This is a genomic window from Leeia sp., from assembly GCF_041909055.1.
In the GTDB taxonomy this organism is placed as follows: Bacteria; Pseudomonadota; Gammaproteobacteria; order Burkholderiales; family Leeiaceae; genus Leeia; species Leeia aquatica.
The window spans coordinates 72,784-92,989 of record NZ_JAYREC010000006.1; the positions used below are offsets into that span (position 1 = coordinate 72,784).

The 20,206-nt window shown below is 61.2% G+C and carries 18 protein-coding genes; 10 read left to right on the forward strand and 8 right to left on the reverse strand.

The genetic code is table 11. The annotated features are described in order from the left end of the window. Positions 1-122 precede the first annotated feature (122 nt). From gatC to gatB, 5 genes are read left to right on the forward strand one after another with little or no spacing between them, the layout of a single operon-like run. A complete protein-coding gene (gene gatC, locus ACE3O2_RS14935; RefSeq protein ID WP_168878355.1) occupies positions 123-410 on the forward strand; it encodes an Asp-tRNA(Asn)/Glu-tRNA(Gln) amidotransferase subunit GatC in 288 nt (95 codons plus the stop codon). A gap of 20 nt (positions 411-430) precedes the next feature. Continuing rightward, positions 431-1,888 carry an Asp-tRNA(Asn)/Glu-tRNA(Gln) amidotransferase subunit GatA gene (gene gatA, locus ACE3O2_RS14940; protein ID WP_374339203.1) on the forward strand — a complete coding sequence of 486 codons (1,458 nt, stop codon included), beginning with the start codon at positions 431-433 and terminating at the stop codon, positions 1,886-1,888. Continuing rightward, the gene (locus tag ACE3O2_RS14945) at positions 1,885-2,577 is read left to right on the forward strand and encodes a hypothetical protein (RefSeq protein ID WP_374338822.1); all 693 of its coding nucleotides are present in this window, start codon (positions 1,885-1,887) and stop codon (positions 2,575-2,577) included. Before gatA ends, ACE3O2_RS14945 begins: the two co-directional genes overlap by 4 nt. Continuing rightward, positions 2,574-3,326 (forward strand): GNAT family N-acetyltransferase, encoded by a 753-nt coding sequence (locus tag ACE3O2_RS14950; protein ID WP_374338824.1) that lies wholly within the window; start codon positions 2,574-2,576, stop codon positions 3,324-3,326. Before ACE3O2_RS14945 ends, ACE3O2_RS14950 begins: the two co-directional genes overlap by 4 nt. 11 nt (positions 3,327-3,337) lie before the next feature. Continuing rightward, a complete protein-coding gene (gatB, locus tag ACE3O2_RS14955; protein ID WP_374338826.1) occupies positions 3,338-4,795 on the forward strand; it encodes an Asp-tRNA(Asn)/Glu-tRNA(Gln) amidotransferase subunit GatB in 1,458 nt (485 codons plus the stop codon). 48 nt (positions 4,796-4,843) lie between these two features. On the opposite strand, the gene ACE3O2_RS14960 is transcribed toward gatB, so the two are convergent. After that, a complete protein-coding gene (locus ACE3O2_RS14960) occupies positions 4,844-5,470 on the reverse strand; it encodes a DUF4124 domain-containing protein (protein WP_374338828.1) in 627 nt (208 codons plus the stop codon). Continuing rightward, a complete protein-coding gene (pyrE, locus tag ACE3O2_RS14965) occupies positions 5,454-6,113 on the reverse strand; it encodes an orotate phosphoribosyltransferase (RefSeq protein ID WP_374338831.1) in 660 nt (219 codons plus the stop codon). The genes ACE3O2_RS14960 and pyrE overlap by 17 nt, the downstream gene beginning before the upstream one ends. Positions 6,114-6,206: 93 nt before the next feature. Here pyrE and ACE3O2_RS14970 point away from each other — a divergent pair, with 93 nt between their 5' ends. The 5 genes from ACE3O2_RS14970 (at position 6,207) to ACE3O2_RS14990 (ending at position 13,054) form a co-directional block, all read left to right on the forward strand. After that, positions 6,207-6,986, forward strand: coding sequence for an exodeoxyribonuclease III (locus ACE3O2_RS14970; RefSeq protein ID WP_374339205.1), 780 nt, complete (start codon positions 6,207-6,209; stop codon positions 6,984-6,986). A 12-nt stretch (positions 6,987-6,998) separates the two neighbouring features. Further along, positions 6,999-8,711, forward strand: coding sequence for an MFS transporter (locus ACE3O2_RS14975; RefSeq protein WP_374338833.1), 1,713 nt, complete (start codon positions 6,999-7,001; stop codon positions 8,709-8,711). After that, positions 8,704-9,672, forward strand: coding sequence for an asparaginase (locus tag ACE3O2_RS14980; protein WP_374338835.1), 969 nt, complete (start codon positions 8,704-8,706; stop codon positions 9,670-9,672). The genes ACE3O2_RS14975 and ACE3O2_RS14980 overlap by 8 nt, the downstream gene beginning before the upstream one ends. A gap of 86 nt (positions 9,673-9,758) precedes the next feature. After that, positions 9,759-10,712 carry an ABC transporter substrate-binding protein gene (locus tag ACE3O2_RS14985; RefSeq protein ID WP_374338837.1) on the forward strand — a complete coding sequence of 318 codons (954 nt, stop codon included), beginning with the start codon at positions 9,759-9,761 and terminating at the stop codon, positions 10,710-10,712. Next, complete coding sequence (locus tag ACE3O2_RS14990) at positions 10,709-13,054, forward strand: response regulator (protein WP_374338839.1); 2,346 nt, start codon at positions 10,709-10,711, stop codon at positions 13,052-13,054. Before ACE3O2_RS14985 ends, ACE3O2_RS14990 begins: the two co-directional genes overlap by 4 nt. Positions 13,055-13,159: 105 nt before the next feature. Here ACE3O2_RS14990 and ACE3O2_RS14995 read toward each other — a convergent pair whose 3' ends face one another. From ACE3O2_RS14995 to ACE3O2_RS15020, 6 genes are all read right to left on the reverse strand, one after another. Continuing rightward, positions 13,160-14,212 (reverse strand): LacI family transcriptional regulator, encoded by a 1,053-nt coding sequence (locus ACE3O2_RS14995; protein ID WP_374338841.1) that lies wholly within the window; start codon positions 14,210-14,212, stop codon positions 13,160-13,162. A gap of 21 nt (positions 14,213-14,233) precedes the next feature. Further along, positions 14,234-15,958, reverse strand: coding sequence for an amylo-alpha-1,6-glucosidase (locus ACE3O2_RS15000; protein ID WP_374338843.1), 1,725 nt, complete (start codon positions 15,956-15,958; stop codon positions 14,234-14,236). Positions 15,959-15,960: 2 nt separating this feature from the next. Continuing rightward, positions 15,961-16,782, reverse strand: a complete 822-nt coding sequence (locus tag ACE3O2_RS15005; protein WP_205882129.1) for a carbohydrate ABC transporter permease — start codon at positions 16,780-16,782, stop codon at positions 15,961-15,963. 38 nt (positions 16,783-16,820) lie between these two features. Further along, complete coding sequence (locus ACE3O2_RS15010) at positions 16,821-17,729, reverse strand: carbohydrate ABC transporter permease (RefSeq protein ID WP_168878342.1); 909 nt, start codon at positions 17,727-17,729, stop codon at positions 16,821-16,823. An 82-nt stretch (positions 17,730-17,811) separates the two neighbouring features. Next, positions 17,812-19,032: a sugar ABC transporter substrate-binding protein gene (locus ACE3O2_RS15015; RefSeq protein ID WP_168878341.1), complete on the reverse strand. Its 1,221-nt coding sequence runs from the start codon at positions 19,030-19,032 to the stop codon at positions 17,812-17,814. Positions 19,033-19,139: 107 nt separating this feature from the next. Next, complete coding sequence (locus tag ACE3O2_RS15020) at positions 19,140-20,201, reverse strand: sugar phosphate isomerase/epimerase family protein (protein WP_374338846.1); 1,062 nt, start codon at positions 20,199-20,201, stop codon at positions 19,140-19,142. Positions 20,202-20,206 lie beyond the last annotated feature (5 nt).

Below are 20,206 nucleotides of genomic sequence, written 5' to 3' on the forward strand. Positions count from 1 at the left end.
AGCTGCAAGCTGCACCGGTTTCGGGCCTTGCCGACCCCGGTGGCAAATTCTGTCTGCCTAATAGAGTATGATAACCTATTCAGGTTCCACGATTAAAGCCAACCAAGCGGACATTTTTCATCATGTCACTCAGTACCGAAGCCATCCAGAAACTGGCCCGACTTTCTCGCCTGCATGTCAGCCCGGAAGAGGTCGATGCCTTGCGCCAGCACTTTGACAATCTGTTCGCGCTGGTCGACGAACTGCAATCCATCGACACCGAGGGCATCAACCCGATGTCGCACGCTCTGGACCTGCCTCTGCGCTTGCGTGAGGACGTGGTCAGCGAGTCTGATCGACGCGACGCCTACCAGAGCGTCGCACCCCAGGTAGAGCAAGGTTTCTATCTGGTTCCGAAAGTGATTGAATGAGTCTGCTGCCGAGTACCCCGATGCACACCCATACCCTGACCCAACTGAGTGCGGCGCTGGCCACTGGTCAAGTGTCCAGTGTCGAGCTGACCCAGCACTATCTGGACCGCATCCAGCAACTGGACCCGCAGTTCAACAGCTTCATCACCCTGGATGCCGAGCGCTCGCTGGCAGAAGCCCGCGCGGCAGACGCCCGGCGCGCCGCAGGCCACGCCGGGCCGCTGACTGGCATTCCGCTCGCCCACAAGGATATCTATGTGGCGGAAGGCTGGCGCTCCACCTGCGGCTCACGCATGCTGGAGAACTTTGTCTCGCCGTACGACGCCACCGTGGTGGCCCGCTGCAAGGACGCGGGCATGGTCACCCTCGGCAAGCTGAACTGCGATGAATTCGCCATGGGTTCCAGCAATGAGAACAGCCACTTCGGCCCGGTGAAAAACCCGTGGGATACCCAGGCGGTACCCGGCGGCTCCAGCGGTGGCTCTGCCGCTGCAGTCGCCGCCCGGCTGACACCCATCGCCACCGGCACCGATACCGGCGGCTCGATCCGCCAGCCCGCCAGCTTCTGTGGCATTACCGGCATCAAGCCGACCTATGGCGTGGTATCCCGCTATGGCATGGTGGCTTACGCTTCCAGCTTTGATCAGGGTGGCCCGATGGCGCGCAGTGCCGAAGACTGCGCCCACCTGCTCAATGTGATAGCCGGATTTGACGAGCGCGATTCCACCAGCCTGCAACGCCCGGCAGAAGACTACACCCGCGAACTGAACCAGCCACTGGCCGGCCTGCGCATTGGTCTGCCCAAGGAGTATTTCGGCGACGGGCTGGACAGTGAAGTGGCTGCCACCGTACAGGCTGCGGTAGAGCAATTCCGCCAGCTGGGGGCCACGGTCAAGGACGTGTCGCTGCCGCGTACCCGCATGGCGATCCCGACCTATTACATCCTGGCGCCGGCAGAAGCGTCGAGCAACCTGAGCCGCTTTGATGGCGTGCGCTACGGCCACCGTGCGGCGGAATATGGCGATCTGGCCGACATGTACGAGCGCAGCCGTAGCGAGGGCTTCGGCGCCGAAGTGAAGCGCCGTATCCTCACCGGTACCTACGTACTGAGCCACGGCTATTACGATGCCTACTACATCAAGGCGCAGAAGGTGCGCCGCCTGATTGCCGATGACTTCCAGCGTGCCTTTGCCGATTGTGATGTCATCATGGGCCCGGCTGCGCCCACGGCTGCATTTGATCTGGGCAGCCGCAGCAATGACCCGCTGCAGATGTACCTGGAAGACGTCTACACCCTGTCACCCAATCTGGCTGGCTTGCCCGCCATGAGCATTCCGGCGGGCTTCAACCGCGCCGGGCGCCCAATCGGCCTGCAGGTTATCGGCAACTACTTCAGCGAAGCACGCATGCTGGGTCTCGCCCACCAGTTCCAGCTAAACAGTGACTGGCACCAGCAACAGCCCGGGAGCCTGGCATGAGGCTGCGCCACGCGCTTGCGCTGCTGCTGGCCCTCCCCCCCATCCTGCTGGCGGCAAGCAACACGCTCACCCTCAAACCCGGTGGCGTACCTCTGGCCATTCCGGTACCGACCGGCTTTGTGTTGCTGAGCCAGAGTGACCCGCGTTTTCTGGCCACGCGTCAGTTCATGCCCGCCAACATCGCATTGGAGGCCATGCTGGTCGATCCCAAGGATGCGGCAGACCCCAAGGCCAACTTCAAGCGCTACCACATGGTGCAAACCATGCCTGAACTCAATGGCATGACCATCCCGCCGGTACAGTTCAAGTCAATGGTGGACGATTTCGAGCGGCAAATGCCTGCCTTGGGCAGTGCCGCCGAGCAGACGGTCAATCAGCAGATGAGCAACCAGGTGCAAAAGCTGAATCAGCAGCGTACCGCCAAGGTGGAAAAGCTCAAGCTGGGCGAAACCCGGATGAGCAAGCTGGAGCGCCAGACCGATCGCTTCACCTTCCAGATGTGGAGCCGCCTGCAGTTCAAGGCCGGACAAAAGACGATGGATGCCACGGTATACGGGGTCTCCTCCATGATCAACAAGCGTAACAAGGTGGTGCAGCTGTTGAGCTATAGCCTCAATGGCCCGGCAGACGAAGCGTGGACTCGAACCACCAACACGCAATGGGCCACCACCACCCTGAAGCAGCCATGAGCCTGGGCGCCGACCACAGTCACCAACTGGAGCAGCTGGCCGCCGCTGCGTGGCCTGCGCGCCAGCAGCAGGTGATGGACGGCTGGCTGTGGCGCGAGCATGGGGGCTATACCAAGCGCGCCAACTCGGCCTGGCTGCTGGATGCGACAGACGCAGCACACCCCGCTGCGCTGGACCGGGTAGAGGCCCGTTACCGTGCGCTGGGTCTGCGTCCTTTGTTCAAGCTCACCGAGCACACGCCGCAGGCGGTGGTACAGCAGCTGGATGCGCGCGGCTATAGCTGTCTGGATGAGAGTCTGGTGATGTATTGTCACTGGACGCAGCCGGCCACCGCACACCCGGCGGTGCAGATCAGCCCGGCGTGCTCCGACGCCTGGCTGGCAGCCACAAGCCGCTTGTTGCAGTTGTCCGATCAAGGTCTGCAACTGGCAAGCATCCTGCAGGCGCTGCCGCCTTCGCTATACGCGTGGGTGACGCACGGGGATGAGGTGATCGCGGTTGGTTTGGGGGTGGTACAGGGTGACCACATCGGCTTTTGTGACCTGATCACCGCCCCGGCACACCGCAGACAAGGCTGGGCGCGGGCCATTGTCGATAGCTTGCAGGCTCACGCCTGGCAACAAGGTGTTCGCCACAGCTGGCTGCAGGTAGTGGCAGACAACCCGGGCGCGCGCGCCTTGTGTCAGCAAACCGGATTTCACGAGGGCTACCGGTATGTTTACCGGCAAGCCCCTCAGGCAACACAGTAAAGGGCATGACCATGCAATGGGAAGTCGTGATCGGGCTGGAAGTACACGTTCAGCTCAACACCCAGTCAAAGATTTTCAGTGGCAGCGCCACGGCGTTTGGTGCGGAACCCAACGTTCAGGCCAGCGCGGTGGATCTGGCGCTGCCTGGCGTACTGCCGGTGATGAACCGTGAAGCGGTAGAGAAAGCCATCCGTTTCGGTCTGGCCATCGGGGCGGATATCAATCGTCACTCCATCTTTGCCCGCAAGAATTACTTTTACCCGGACTTGCCCAAAGGCTACCAGATCAGCCAGTTCGAGCAGCCGATCGTGGTGGGCGGCAACCTGACCATCCAGGTGGGCGATCAGGAAAAGGTCGTGCAGCTCACGCGCGCGCATCTGGAAGAAGATGCCGGCAAGTCGGTGCATGAGGATTTCCACGGCAGCTCCGGCATTGACCTCAACCGTGCGGGTACCCCGCTGCTAGAAATCGTGTCCGAACCAGTGATGCGCTCCTCTGCCGAGGCTGCGGCCTATGGCCGCGCCCTGCATCAGCTGGTGACCTGGCTGGACATCTGCGACGGCAACCTGCAGGAAGGCAGCTTCCGCATGGATGCCAACGTGTCTGTACGGCCACTGGGGCAGACCACTTTTGGTACCCGTCGTGAAATCAAGAACCTGAACAGCTTCCGCTTTGTGCAGCAAGCCATCGACTATGAGGTGAACTGGCAAATCAGTGAAATCGAGGATGGCCGCGAAATCCAGCAAGCGACCGTGCTGTTCGACCCGAACACCGGGGCCACCCGCATGATGCGCAGCAAGGAAGATGCACACGACTACCGCTACTTCCCCGATCCGGACCTGCTGCCGCTGCAGGTCAGCGAAAACTGGATTGCCAGGGTGCAGCGCGACATGCCGGAGCTACCGCAAGCCCTGCAACAGCGGCTGATGCGTGAGCTGGGCCTGTCTGCCTACGATGCCAGCCAGCTGTCTGCCAGCAAGGCACTGGCGGAATATTACAGCACGGCGCTAGGTACGCTGTCGCCACAACGCGAAGCCAGCGCCGCCAAACTGTTGGCCAACTGGCTGACCGGCGAAGTGATGGCCCAGTTGAACCGTGAAGAAAAAGACATTCTCGATTGCCCGGTATCCCCGGCACAACTGGCGCAGTTGCTGGGCCGGGTGCGCGACAACACCCTCTCCGCCAAGGGGGCCAAGGATGTGTTGCTGGCGCTGTGGTCGGGCGAAGGCCGTGAGGTCGATGCCATCATCGCCAGCAAAGGGCTGCAACAGATTTCAGACAGCGGCGCCATCGAGAAGATGATTGACGAGGTGATGGCCGCCAATGCCGGCATGGTGGCGGAATACCGCGCGGGCAAGGAAAAAGCGTTCAATGCGCTGATCGGGCAGGTGATGCGGGCTAGCAAGGGCAAGGCGGACCCGGCGCAGGTCAACAGCCTGCTCAAGCAAAAGCTGGATCAAGCCAGCTAAGGGGTATCCACAGGCCCGCCACCGGGCCTGCACTTCCCCAGCCAGGAATCAGGGCGCCATCGGCGCGCCCGATTTCAGCTCCAGATAGCGTTTCTTGTCTGCCTCAGCCGCCTGCCGGATCACCTCAACAGACTTTTGCTTCTCATCCATCTGCTGCTTGATCTTCACCAGCTCGGCTTCGGTATCCGCAATATCCGTTTTCAGTGAAGCCGGTACCGGGCGCTTGGCCTTTTCGTACTGCGCCATCTGCGTATAGTAGGCATTCAGTCGGCCTTCGGTCGACTTGAAGCGCACTTTCAGGCTGGTGAGCTCACCTTGCACCTGCTGCAGGTTACGGTCACGCTTGCGGTCGATTTCCGCGACGCTATTGAAGGTAGAGAGTAAAGCCTTGTCACGCAACCGGGCCGCCTCGCGCGCCTCGGCCTCGGCTTTGGCCTTGGCCGTGTCTGCTTCACGCTGCTGCTTTTGCTCCGGCGTCAGCTCACCCTCGGTTTTCTTGACCACCGTGCCCTGCTTGGACAAGGTCGCAGTACCGCTTTTGCTCTGCACCGGCGGCTTGTCGCTGTACTGCACCTTGCCGTTCTCATCCACCCAGCGATACAGCTGCCCGGCGCTGACCGGCAGCGCCAGACACAACAGCAATCCCCAGCAAATCGAATCAGCCTTGAGGGCCATCCAGTGTCACCCCGTATTGTTGACGGTAAGCCTCAATCTTATGCAAGTACTGTGCCATATCGCCACGCGGGGCCAGATAGTCGAACAAATCTGTCAGCCGGGCAATAGCCACCACCGGCAAGCCATGCTGGCGCTCCACCTCCTGCACCGCAGACAGCGCCCCCTGGCCCCGTTCCATTCGGTCCAGCGCGATGGCAACCCCCGCGGGCTCCGCACCCATGCTGCGAATCAGGTTCACCGATTCCCGCACCGAGGTGCCCGCCGAGATGACATCATCCACAATCAGCACCCGGCCCGACAGCGCCGCCCCCACCACCGTACCCCCTTCGCCGTGGTCCTTGGCTTCCTTGCGGTTGAACGCATACGGCACATTGTGCCCTTTTTCGGCCAAGGCGATCACGATAGACGATGCCAAGGGGATGCCTTTGTAGGCAGGCCCGAACAGCATGTCGTACTGTACACCGGATGCCAGGATGGCTTCTGCGTAAAACTGACCCAGACGGCGCAGGCTATCGCCATCATTGAACAGGCCCGCGTTGAAGAAGTAAGGCGACAAACGGCCTGCCTTGGTGACAAACTCACCAAATTTCAACACGCCGCGCTGTACGGCAAAGTCAATAAAATCCGTGCGAAAGTTGCTCATCCGTTTTACCATCAGCCCTTGTTTCGCGGGGTCAGCCCCATCCGCCCCCGCCCAAATACCTGTCAGTATAGAAGTTCGCACCCGTGAAAGCGAATCATGCGTATTGTTAGCGCCAATCTGAACGGTATCCGCTCCGCCGCCAGCAAGGGATTCTTCCCCTGGATGCAGGCGAGCGGCGCCGATGTGGTCTGCGTGCAGGAGCTCAAAGCCCAGGCCGCAGACATGACACCCGACTTTCTTGCCCCCGAGGGCTATCACGGTCATTTCCAGTATGCCGAAAAAAAGGGCTATAGCGGCGTCGGCCTGTACAGTCGCCAGCAGCCGGACCAGGTGCAGATCGGGCTGGGCCACCCTGAGTTTGATCTGGAAGGCCGCTTTGTGCGGGCCGACTTCGGACCACTGTCCATCATCTCGCTGTACCTGCCGTCCGGCTCCAGCTCGGAAGAGCGGCAGCAGGTCAAGTTTGCCTTTCTGGATTACTTCCTGCCCGAACTGCAGGCCCTGCGCGCGCAGCAACGGGAGTTCATCGTCTGTGGCGACTGGAATATCGCCCACCAGCCGATCGATCTGAAAAACTGGAAGGGCAATCTGAAAAATTCTGGCTTCCTGCCGGAAGAACGTGCCTGGCTGACCCGGTTATTCGACGAGGTGGGCTGGGTCGATGTCTACCGCAGCCTCTACCCCGAGCAACCCGGCTATACCTGGTGGTCCAACCGTGGCCAAGCCTATGCCAAGGATGTCGGCTGGCGCATCGACTACCAGATTGCCACGCCAGGCGTCGCCAAGGCAGCCCAGGCGGCGTTCGTCTACAAAGATGAGAAATTCTCAGACCACGCACCACTGGTGGTTGATTACCAACACGCATTGCGCTGACAAGGACTCCCCATGCAAAAATGGTCCCTGGCTTCCTGCCGACGCCTGTTTGCCATCGCCGTTCTCGGCTTCGCCTCCGGCTTGCCTCTGGCCCTCACCGGCCAGGCCATGCAAGCATGGCTGACCACCGATTGTGTGGATATTGCCGCCATTGGTCTGCTGTCTATGGTGGGGCTGCCCTACACCTTCAAATTTCTGTGGGCCCCGCTGATGGACCGCTTTGAGCCCCCTTTGCTCGGGCGGCGGCGCGGCTGGCTGATTATTACCCAGCTAGGGTTGGCAGCCGCACTGTACCTGATGAGCATGCAGAGCCCCAAGGTGGGTACACAGGCGTTTGCGCTGTGTGCGGTGCTGATCGCATTCCTGTCAGCCTCGCAGGATATCGTGCTGGATGCCTATCGTACCGATGTCCTGACGCAGGACGAGCGCGGCATGGGGGCCTCACTGGCCATTGCAACCTATCGGCTGGCGATGATTCTGTCTGGCGGCATCGCTTTGCTGTGGGCTGACCCGGTCAGCGGTAACGGCTGGAGCTGGTCTTATATCTACGGCATCATGGCCATCATCATGTTGGGCATGGCCGTATTCTCGGCCCTGATGCTGCCCTCGGTACCGCGCAACCAGCGCGCGCCGGATTCGCAAGCCTCACAAGACCTGATTGGTTTCCTCGCTGTCATCGCTGTGGTGATTGCGGGCTACCAGTTTACGGACAAGCTGCTCTCCAAAGGTATCAACAGTGTCTTGAATCAGGCCTTCCCGCCAGCCGCCACGGCTCCCGCGGTAACACCAACGGCCACGACGCCCCCCGCTGCGCCGGTAGCTAAGCCCACCGCGACAACCACCACGCCCGACAAGGCTGCCACCGTCTGCGATGTGAAGAAGGACGACAAGAAGGCCGCCGGTCCGAAGAAGGACAACCCGGTGAAGAAGTGGGCTGACATGCTCACCGTACTACTGGGTGTGCTGCTTACGCTGCCACTGGTCTATTTTGCGGCACGGATCAGCCGCTTCGAAACCTTGAACCGCTCGCTTGGTGCCTATTTCAGCCAGGAGAGCGCGTATGCCATTCTGGCCCTCATCATCCTCTACAAGCTGGGTGATGCTTTTGCCGGTTCGCTAACCACGCCCTTCTTGCTGAAAGGCATGAGCTTCGGGCAGGCGGAAGTGGGTCTGGTCAACAAGATCTTCGGCATCTGGCTCACCATCGGCGGTGCGTTACTCGGCGGTGCCTTGATGCTGCGCATGGGCTTATACCGCGCCTTGATGGTATTCGGCGTCTTGCAGCTGCTGTCCAATTTCGGCTTCTACGCGCTGGCCATTCTGGGCAAGGGTGCTTGGGGCAGCTTTGAAGTCCCGGCATTCAGCCTGTTTTGGGGTGGGATCACCTTGAAGGAAGCCACTCAGCTGGACTATCTGCTGCTCAGTGCCGTCGGGTTTGAAAACATCACCGGCGGGATGGGTACAGCGGCCTTCCTCGCGTTCCTGATGGCCTTGTGCAATCAACGCTTCTCCGCCACCCAGTTTGCCCTGCTGTCCGCCTTTGCTGCGATTGGCCGGGTGTGGGTGGGGCCGGTGGCTGGGGTCTTGCCGGACAGCATCGGTTGGGACCACTTCTTTATTGTATCGGTGGTGATGGCGGTACCGGGTCTGCTGATGCTGCTGAAGCTGCGTGGGCAAGTGCGCCAGCTGGAAACCCCCAAGCTGTCCGGAGCACTGGATGACTAAGCGCCGGATCGCCCTGATTGCCACCGGCGGCACCATTGCCGGGGCAGCCGCTTCCTCCAGCCAGACGCTGGGTTATCAGGCGGCGGCCTTGCAAGTGGAACACTTGCTGGCCGACGTGCCGGGGCTGGATGCCCTGGCTGATTTGCAGGCCGAGCAGCTGTTTGCCATCGACAGCGCCCATATTACGTCGGCGCACTGGTTGCAGCTGTCGACCCGTCTGAATGCCCTGCTGGCCGACCCTGCGGTCGACGGCGCGGTGGTGCTGCACGGTACCGATACGCTGGAAGAAACCGCCTGGTTCCTGCACCTCACTGTCCGCAGTGACAAGCCGCTGGTGCTGACTGGCGCCATGCGGCCTGCCACTGCCCTGAGTGCCGATGGCCCGATGAACCTCTACCATGCCGTGGCGGCCGCCGCCCACCCGGCCAGTGTCGGGCTGGGTACGCTGGTGGTATTTGGTGACAACTTGTACAGCGCGCGCGGCCTGCAAAAACGCGACAGCACCCCCGCGGCGTTTGATGCCGATCAGTATGGTCGACTGGGTCTGGTCAAGGGCAGTCACGTGCATCTGTACCAGCGCCCGGTTCGGGCACACGGAGACCTGCCGTTGCCGGACAGTCTGCCGTCGGTTCACATCCTGCACGCTTATGCCGATCTGCCTGTCACACAGATCGAAGCCGCCGCTCAAGGTGCAGCGGGGCTGGTGTTTGCCGGGCTCGGCAACGGCAACCTGCGGCCCGACTGGCTGGCCTGCCTCGCCCGCTTGCGCCAGCAAGGTATCCACATCGTGCGCAGCAGCCGTGTCCCCAATGGTACGGTGATTCGCGATGGCGAGGTGGCAGACAGCCAGCATGGCTTTGTCAGCGGTGACAATTTGCCGCCGCCACAAGCGCGCATTCTGCTGCAGCTGGCGCTGGCGAGCGGTGAGCCGAACCTGCAAGGCTGTTTTGATCGCCATTAGGGTGCCACCGGTTTAACCGCTGGCCCGCCAAGCATGGCAAATACCCCGGCGCTTGCCTATAACAGAGGCATCCTCCGGAGAATGCCATGCGTTTGCTCATGCTTTTGCTGTGCCTGTTGCTGGTCAGCTGCACCCCGCCCCCGCCGCCACTCCGCATCGGCCTCAATGCCTGGCCGGGCTATGAGTTCCTCTATCTGGCCGAACACCTGAAATACTATCGGGACGAAGGGATTGAGGTACAGATCATCCCTTTTTCCACCCTTGGCGATGGTCGGCGCGCCTTCGAGCGCGGTCAGGTGGATGTGATGGGCTCCACCTTGCTGGAACCGCTGATGGCGCGTGAGTTGGCTCCGGTCGAGCCTGTTGCCTTCTACGTCACCGATTACTCCAATGGCGCAGACATGCTGATTGCCCGCAAGTCCATCCCGGATGTGGCCGGGCTGCGTGGCAAGCGCCTGGGGCTGGAGAGTGGCACGGTGGACGTGCTGACAGCCGGGCTGGCCCTGCGTTCAGCACAGATGGGCTATGCCGATGTCGACCTGCAAAACCTGACACAGCCCCAGGCCGTCAACGCCTACCTGCGGGGTGAACTGGATGCGATCCAGACCTATCCCCCCTTTGCCCAGAGTGTGCTGAAAAGTGACGATGCCCATGTGATTTTCGATACTGCACGCAGCCCCGGCAATGTAGTGGATATCCTGGTCACTCACAAGGACATGGTCCGTACCCGTCGCGACGATCTGGTCAAGCTGGCACGCGCCTTCCACCGCGCCCAGCAGTATCACCGGGCCCACCCGACAGAAGCCAATGCCATCATGGCGGGGCGAGAAGGCATCTCACCGGCAGAATTTGCAGATAGCCTGAAAGGGATCCAGCTGGTCTATCTGCCGGATCAGGCCAGCTATTATCAGCAAGGCAAACTGGCACACCTGATGCTGACCACCCATCAGACCCTGCAGAGCCTCAACCTGCTGAAACAAGCGCCCTGTGGGGGCGCCTGTCTGGATGGCTCAATCACGCAGCTGGCCGGTACACCATGAAAACACACTACCGCAGCCTGCAAGCCCGCTTGCTGTTGCCCATGCTGGGCTTGCTACTGCTGGTCGCGCCCATCAGTGGCGGGCTGCTGTATCGCTACCATCGTAACCAGGTTGAAAATGCCCTGCTCACCCAGGGGGCTTTGCTGAATGATGCCATCGTGCTGGCCGCAGAAAGCACCCACGATCCCGTCGAGCTGCGCCGCTTTGTCATGGCCATGGGGGCCAGCCGCAATATCCGCGAAATTGTGGTGGTGGGCGGTACCCCACTGCAGGTGATTGCCACCACCCAGCTGGAGTGGGATGGACAAGTGCTGGAGCGGTTGCCGGAGGAAGATGTGCGGGCCGATCTGGAGCGCGTGCTGCAATCTGGCACAGCCTGGCATGCCTTCGACCAGGAAGGGGGCAAGGCATTTGATTACTCCGCCCCCTTCATCTTCAGCCAGGTCAATCCACAAGGTGGACCGCCGATTCCGACACGCGGTGCCATCATGATTCATATTGACACCACCCTCACCAGCGCCGCCATCCAGCAGTCCATCCTGACCATACTCGGCACGGCGGGCGGGGTGGCGGTATTGCTGCTGGTGGCCGGCTATGTACTGTTACTGCGCCGCGTGATCCGCCCCAGTCGACATATTGTGGAAGTGATCCGGGAGCAGCAGGACAGCAATGTCCGCTGGCGTACCGGCATGCAGGAAGCAGACGAGATTGGCTACATCGGGAAAGCGCTGGATACGCTACTCGATGAGATGCAGGAACGGCAACAGGCCCTGGCACAGGCACGCAATGCAGCAGAGGCCGCCAATCAGGCCAAAAGCGCTTTCCTCGCCAACATGAGCCATGAAATTCGCACGCCGATGAATGCCGTGCTGGGGTTTACCCGCCTGCTGGAAGATACCTCGCTCACGCCTGAGCAGCGCGACTACCTGCGCGCAGTAAGTACTTCGGGCGAAAGCCTGCTGGCGCTGATCAACGACATCCTCGACTATTCCAAGATCGAAGCAGGGCGTATGGATTTCGAGTATATCGACTTTGATAGCCGCCTGCCGTTTGAAGACGCTATCGAAGTCATGGCCAGCAAGGCTGAAGAGAAGCACCTGCAGCTGGCGGGCTTGATCAGCCCTGGCTTGCCACCCCGCTTGCAAGGTGACCCTGGGCGCTTGCGCCAGGTGGTGATCAACCTGCTGGGCAATGCCATCAAGTTTACCGATCAGGGTCAGGTGGTGCTGCGGGTAGAGACCCAGCCGCTCGACCCGGCACGCTGCATGCTGCGCTTTACCGTGACCGACAGCGGCATCGGCATGAGTGAGGACACGCTGACCAAGCTGTTCAAGCCCTTCAGCCAGGCCGATGCCTCCACCACCCGCCGCTTTGGTGGTACCGGGCTGGGCTTGTCCATCTGCCAGCGCATCATTCAGGGCATGGGCGGGAAGATTACGGTCAGCAGTCAGCCAGGACAAGGCAGCACCTTCACGGTCAGCCTGCCACTCACCATTGCCACCCAGACCACGACGCCCCCCACCTCCACCACCTCGTTGAGCGGCAAGCGGGTGCTGGTGGTAGACGACAATCCGCTGAATGTGGAATTACTGCGCCTGACACTGGAAAACTGGGGCATGCAGGTTACCACCACGCACGATCCCCAATCGGTTCTCCCCCTGCTGCAGGGCAGCGAACACACCTTTGAACTGGCGATTCTGGACCAGCAAATGCCAGGCCTGGATGGCTTGGGGCTGGCGCAGATGATCCGGAGCATGCCCCATCCCCCTTTGCTGGTCTTGCTCACCTCACTGGCAACCAAGGGTCAGTCGCAGGATATCCGTGAAGCGGGTTTTGATGGTTATCTGACCAAGCCTTTCCGGGCCAGCCAGCTGGCAGAACTGCTGCAAGTGGTACTGGGCAGCGGCCATGGAGGTACCCTGCATACCCGGCACACACTGGCGGAGCAGCGCCAGGCCAGCCGCCCGACCTTGCTGCTGGCGGAAGACAATGTCGTCAACCAGCGGCTGGTCACCCTGCTGCTGGAGAAACTCGGCTATCGGGTGGATGTGGTGGACAATGGCCGCAAGGCCGTCAGCGCGGCGTCCATGGGAAACTATCCGTTGATTCTGATGGATTGCCAGATGCCGGAGCTCGACGGGTTGGAAGCCACACGGCAGATACGGGCGCAGGGCCTGAGCATGCCCATCATTGCCTTGACCGCCAATGCGTTTGAGAGTGACCGGCTGGATTGCCTGAATGCCGGCATGAACGATTTTCTGACCAAGCCAGTACGCGCTGAGTTGCTGGCCACTACCCTGGATAACTGGCTACAATCCGCTGAACTCAAGGCCAGTCGCTAAAAAAATGGCCACCGCAATGGTGGCCAAGGTCAAACAACACACTGAACTGCATCGGGGCAGATGCAGGTACCCATGATAGCGCGAACAACCTTAACTGCCGCCTGCTCATTGGGACAGGCCCCCTCCCTGCGGCGGCCAGCAGTCATCCTGCCGCTCCAGCAACTCGGCACAGGTCAGCTGCTGCAGCTGCTCGGCAGCCACACCCGCAATCCGCCGCAGCAGCAGCTGGCCGAGTGCGGTGCCAGCGTCCACCAGCGAGGAGTAGTAGGTGGTCAGCGGAGGGACAAAGTAGGCGCTGATATTGGAATCATCCGTCGCAATCAGGCAGGCATCGCGTCCGGCTTGCCAGCCCAGTTGCTGAAAGGCCGACAGGGCCCCCAGCGCAGCGTATTCATTGGCACAGATAAACGCGGTAGGGCGATCCGGCAGGGCCGCCAGCTGCAGCACCAGCTGCTGCCCATCGGCCGCCGACAGTTCGGAGGCGGTCATCAGCGCGGAGTCTTGCGGCAAACCGGCCTCGCGCAATGCACGGCGATAGCCATACTCACGGTGGCGGCTGTAGAGCAAATGCGCAGGCGGGTTGAGCAGAGCTATGCGCTGATGCCCCTTGTCCAGTAAACGGCGGGTGGCACGGTAGGCCATGTCTTCATGATCAGTATCGAACCAGGCATGCGGCGTATGCAGCTCGCTGCGCCCGTAGGTGACGAAAGGCATACCCTGCTCCAGCAGGTAGCGGATACGGACATCGTCCGGTCGGGTCTGGGTGAGGATGACCCCATCCGCCACTTTGGCCTCGACCACGTGGCGTAGCCCGGCCAGCTCGTCCTCATCCATCAGCTGCGGCTGAACAATCAGGCTGTAGAGTGTCCCCTGCAAGGCTTTGTGGATGCCCGAGGTCAGGGCCATATAGCCGCTGTCGGTGAAATCCTGTGCACGGGTATCCACCGGCAGTACGATGCACAGGGTGTAGGTCTTGCCAGTCCGCAGCTTGACCCCACCCAGATTGGGGGTGTAGCCCAGCTGCCTTGCCATCTGCTTGACCAGCTCGCGCGTCTCGGGTCGGACCTCCGGGGCATCTTTCAACGCACGTGACACCGTCCCCAGCGACAACCCGGTCCGCTCCACCAGCGTTTTCAAGGTGACTTTTCCTGTGCGCATGCCCGCTTCCTGTTCTGTCTGTCAATCCGCCATCAATCCCTGCCCCAGTAGTAGAAACACACTGGAGGTCCAGGTAAAGGCCGGGTCCCGCAGCCCGACACCGCTGCAAGCGTCATAATTTTCCGCCATCCCGCTGTGATTTGCCATCCGGGTAAATCCGAAGGCCAACTGTTGCGCCAGGGTATGCGCTCCGCAGCGTTGCAAGGCATCTACCATCAGCGCCATGGTGGGCGCCCAGATCGGGCCGCGCCAGTAGCCATCCGGGGTGTAGTGGGAGCTGGACAGCGATTCGGTCGCCAGTCCATGTGCGGTGAGAAAGCGTCCCTCCTGTTGCAAACCCGCCAGCAGGCGCTGCCGGATGGGCAGCGGCAGACGCTCCCCCAGCAATAGCGGCGTAAAGCAGATCAGGCTGTCGCCACCCGTCACCGCCTCACCCCGTAGTGCATGTCGCGCGACAAAGCGTTCGCCATCCCACAGCTGGGTCAGCAGCGCTTGCCGCAAGGCAGCGGACTGGTCACGCCAGTGACGTGCCTCGACCTCATCCCGCTCCAGTGCCGCCAATACGGCCAGCTCTTCCATTTGCAGGATCAGGAAAGTCGCCAGATCCGGGCTGTGCAGCGGCGTGCCCTCCAGAAATACCGTGCTGTTGTCCCAACCGGCATCGTTGCCGTGATCGTAGCAGGGCAAACCCTTGATGCTGCCCGCCATCCAGCTCTGTGTCTGCCGTGTCAGCCAGTGGCGAACCTGCAAGCGTCGATCCGGGGTATAAAACTCAGGCGCCCATTGCCGCAGGCGTGCGAAAGTCCAGCCGTGCACCGGGGGCTTGGTGAAGCGCCAATAGGCGTAACGATCATTGATGAAATCGGGCAGGCGGCCGCTATCATGCTGGGCCGCAAATATCACCGCCATTTGCTGCCAGGCCAGCTCCGGCTGTAGCTGCCCCAGCGCTAAAGCATTGAAACAATGGTCCCAGCTCCAGGTATTGGTCATCCAGTTCTTGGACATGTACATGGCGGGCAGGCTGAGCATGCCCTCCGCCGGCACCATGCAAGACCAAGTAATGTAAGCCGCCAGCAAGCGCCCTGCTTTCAGTTCATCCGGCAGGGCCAATGTCGCCGCCAGCCAGCGCTCAAAGTCGGTACGGCTGCTGGCTTGCACCTCAGCAAAAGCCGCTGCAACCTGTCGCTGCGGCACCACCCGGTACAGGTGCAGGCTGGCGGCAAGCCGGTCATGGCTTCCCGGTTGCAAGCAGAGGGTGATATGCGTGGCCCGCTGGCCTTGCCATGGGGCGTCCAGCTGCATTTGGCCCTGGCTTTGTTGCACCCGCAGGCTGAGATCCTGCCGGGCATGGCTGATCTGTACGGCATCCGGCAGGCGCTGGGCGTAGTCGTAGCTCTTGGGCTGCATGCCCAGCATCAGCCCCAGCCGTTCACCTTGCAGCGCCACCGTGTCGCCATCGGCAAAACTCAAGGCCAGCCAGCCACCATTCCCTTCAAAGCGAAGCTGATCGGGGGTCAGTGTTACCTTGACCTCGCAGGGTTGCCCTTCGGCATCACAGCACTGTAGCCAGAACAGACGGCCATCATCCACATGCTCGTCACCACCGCGCACCGAGCGCAGCCAGAAGCCAGGCTGTGGCCCCTCGCTCAACCAACTGATCGCCAGAAAGCTGTTACGGCGCGAGAACGGGACCTTGTACGGGTCAAACAGATCTGCTCGCCAGTCCGGCCACATTGCAGTCGACATGCTCACCCCTTCACCGCGGCGCTAGTGGTGCCTTCCATGATCTGCCGCTGTGCGGCAAAGAACAGGATCAGCGGCGGCAGGCACAGCAGTACGGTCATGGCCGAGATGGCGCTGACATTGGAGCCATGGATACCACTGAAACTGGCCAGGCCCAAGGGCAGCGTGTACGTGCTCTGGTCATTGAGGAAGATCAGCGGGCCAATATAGTCATTCCACGCTGCGAGGAACTGAAACGTCCCCACCAGCACCAGGGCAGGAATCATCAGCGGCAGGTGAATGCGCCAGTAGATCTGCCAGGCATTGGCGCCATCCATGCGCGCGGCTTCATCCAGCTCGCGCGGCACCCCCATGATGAACTGGCGCAGCAGAAAGATGAAGAACGGCGCGCCAAAGAAGGCCGGTACGATCAAGGGCTTGAGCGTATTGATCCAGCCCAGCAGGTTGAACTCCATATACAGCGGAATCATGATGGCATCCCACGGGATGATCATGCCGGCCAGCAGCACCATGAACAAGACATTGCGCCCCTTGAAATCAAAGCGGGCAAAGCCAAACGCCACCAGGCTGGAAGAAAACAACTGGCCAATGGTGGACAGCACCGATACTTTCAGTGAATTCCACAGATAGGTATCGAACGGGGCGGACTGCCACGCGTCGGAAAAATTGTGCCACTGCGGCTGTGACGGCCACCACACCGGCGGCCAGGTAAACAGCTCCTGTGGCCCTTTCAATGCCGACACCAGCACCCAATACAGCGGCAGCATGAAGGCCGCGGACAGGCACACCAGCAGGGACCAGACAAACCATTTCTGATACGGTTTCACGCATGACTCCTTGCCGGGCCTGCAACACCCGGCTCATTTCACTTCGACTTCACTTCGGCTTCATAGAACACCCACATGCTGGAGAAGCGCATCACCAGCATGGACAGCAACAACACCACCAGGAACATGACCCAGGACATGGCCGAGGCATAGCCCATCTCGAAGTGCTTGAAGGCGGTGTCATAGATATACAGCGCTACCATATAGGTGGTCTTCAGTGGTCCGCCCTTGGTCAGCAACAGGGCCAGCGCCAGTTGCTGGAACGCGGCAATCAGCGTGGTCACCAGATTGAACAGCAGCACCGGGCTGAGTAGCGGCAGGGTCAGGCCGAAGAAGCGGCGTACCGGCCCGGCACCCGACAGGATGGCGGCTTCATGCAGCTCGCTGGGGATGCCCTTGAGGCCCGCCAGGAAGATCAGCATGGTGCCCCCCAGCCCCCACAGCCCCGCGATCACCACCGAGCGCATCGCCCAATCCGGGCTGCCCAGCCAGTCCACCGCCGGGATATTGAGCAGCGACAGCAGGTAATTGAGGATGCCGTACTCGTGGCTGTACGCCCACGACCAGATGGTGACCAGCGCCACCGTGGAAATCAGCGAGGGCAGGTAGAACAGGGTGCGAAACACGCCCTGCCCCGGCACTTTCTGATTGAGCAGCATCGCCAGCAGCAGCGACAGCACCAGATTCACCGGCACATACAGGGCAGCAAACTTGAGGGTGACCACCACGGCATCGAGGAAATCCTCGTCTTGCAACATGCTGCTGTAGTTATGCAGCCCCACAAACGTCCGCTCTCCCACCAGCGGCCAGTTGAACAGGCTCATATAGAGCGAGTACAGCAGCGGCCCGACGGTAAAAGCGATGAAGCCGAATACCCAGGGGGCCACAAACAACCATGGGACCAGCTTGCCCCAGCGTCTGCCGGGACGAGGTGTTGCAGCAGGCATGTGTCATCCTTTGCTTGCAGGATGGGGCCGGGCGGCCCCGTCTGGACGGGCGGGCACCGTGCTGGCGCCCGCCACGCCGGGCTCAAGGCACCAGCTTGCCTTCCGCCTTTTTAGCGATCTTGTCGAGGATGGCGCCAATGTCGCTACGCTTCAGCAACGCTTCCTGAATGCCTTCCAGCAAGGTGTCCTGTGCCTTGCTCCAGCCCTTGGCCAGCAGGAAAGCCGGGGTACGCGAGCCCTTTTGCATCACCTTGTAGAACGGAGCCACATACGGGTCTTTCAGGAAGTTTTCGTTACGCGCCACCGTCAGCGACACCGGCAGGTCAGTATCCTTGCGCAGCACCACTGCTTCCGGGCTGACGTAGAACTTGATGAATTCCCAGGCCAGTGGCTTGTTCTTGGAGTCCTTGGCAATCGACACCGCCGACTGTGCCACCACGCTCACCGGCGGCTTGCCCTTGAACGACGGCAGCATGGCAACCCCAAACTGCTTGTTCGCCTTGATGAAGGCACCGCGCGGCCACACCCCGCTCACCACCATCGCCAGCTTGTCAGCAATGAACAGGTCACGATAGCTCTTGTTGTCGCCAGTACCGAACAGTACCGCTTCTTCCTTGTTCACCATGTCGGCAAACATTTCGAACACTTGTTTCGATTGCGGACTGTTAAAGTAACCATTGATCTTCTTGCCGTCCGGGCTGACCATGGTCGCGCCATTGCTCCACAGGAAGCTTTGCAGGTCATACGGGTCCGGGTTGGCATCCACCCCGTAGCCATACTGCTTTTGCTCCTTGTTGCGAATCTTGCGCGCGGCAGCGCGTACATCGTCCCAGGTCCAGTTGTCATTCGGGTAGGCCACACCGGCCTTGTCGAACATGGTTTTGTTGTAGTACAGCGCGTAGCTGGAGAAGCCGGCAGGCAGGCCGTACAGCTTGCCGCCCACCTTGTTGTAGTTCAGCAGGCCAGGGACCAGATCGTTCAGCTTGAGTGACTTGTCCTTCTTGATGTAGTCATCCAGCGGCTCCAGCGAAGCCGCGTAGTCCGGAAAATTCCACATATAGGTCACATCGGGCGGATTCTGTGCGCCAAACGCGGCCGCCAGCTTCTGGTCAAAGCCGTCGCCATAGGCTTCGATCTGCACCTTCACGCCAGGGTGGGTCTTCTCAAACAGTTTGGCAGTCTGGGTCAGCACATTGACCGACTCGCCACTGTCCCAAGTAGCGACCCGCAACACCTTGTCTTCTGCCATCACCTGCAGCGCGATCAGTGTCAGCCCCAGACCCGCGACGATTTTTGCTTTCATGCGTGCTCTCCTCTTGTCACTTCAGGGTTGTTATTCATGTTCCCGGCAGCAAGCTGCTACCCCCATCACCCATGCGGCTGCCAGCCACGCACCGGGAGGGTTGTCATTCATGTCGTCGCCAAGCCCAGCACACTGCGCAGATGGCCGGCATCCACGCCACTGCCGGCAAAGTCGTCAAACGCCCGCTGCGCGACCTGGATAATGTGGCGGCGGATAAATTCCGCGCCTTCGCGCGCACCGACTTCACTGTCTTTCAAGCAGCACTCCCACTCCAGCACCGCCCAGCCGGGAAAGTCGTACTGCGCCAGCTTGCTGAAAATGGCGGCGAAGTCGATTTGCCCGTCCCCCACGCTGCGGAAGCGCCCGGCGCGCCCCACCCAGTCCGCGTAGCCGCCATACACCCCGCTACGCGGGCTGGGGCGGAATTCGGCATCCTTGACGTGGAACATGCGGATGCGTTCGTGGTAAACGTCGATGAAGCCGAGGTAGTCCAGCTGTTGCAGCACAAAGTGGCTGGGGTCGTACAGGATGTGGCAACGCTCATGACCCTCTACCGCTGCCAGGAAGCGCTCGAAACTGAGACCATCATGCAGGTCCTCTCCGGGGTGAATCTCATAGCAGAGGTCGACCCCGGCTTCCGTGTACGCATCCAGAATCGGCCTCCAGCGGTGCGCCAGCTCGTCAAACGCGGCCTCGACCAGTCCGGCCGGACGCTGCGGCCACGGGTAGAAGTACGGCCACGCCAACGCACCCGAGAAGGTGACCGATGCCCGCAAGCCCATGCGGGCCGAAGCTTTTGCTGCCGCCTTCACCTGACTGATGGCCCATTCGGTGCGGGCGGCCTTGTTGCCACGCAGCGCCTCTGGTGCAAAGCCGTCAAACAGGCTGTCGTACGCCGGGTGCACCGCCACCAGCTGCCCCTGCAGGTGGGTGGACAGCTCGCTGACCTGCACCCCGCATTCGGCCAGCCGCCCAGTGATCTCGTCACAATAGTTCTGACTCTCTGCCGCCCGCGCCAGATCAAACAAAGCCGGGACATTGGTCGGCAGCTGTACCGCCACAAAGCCCTTGTCTGCCGCCCAGCGCCCCAAACCTTCCAGCGTGTTGAACGGGGCTTCGTCACGGATGAACTGCGCCAGGAAAACGGCCGGTCCTTGCAAGGTTTTCATGTCGT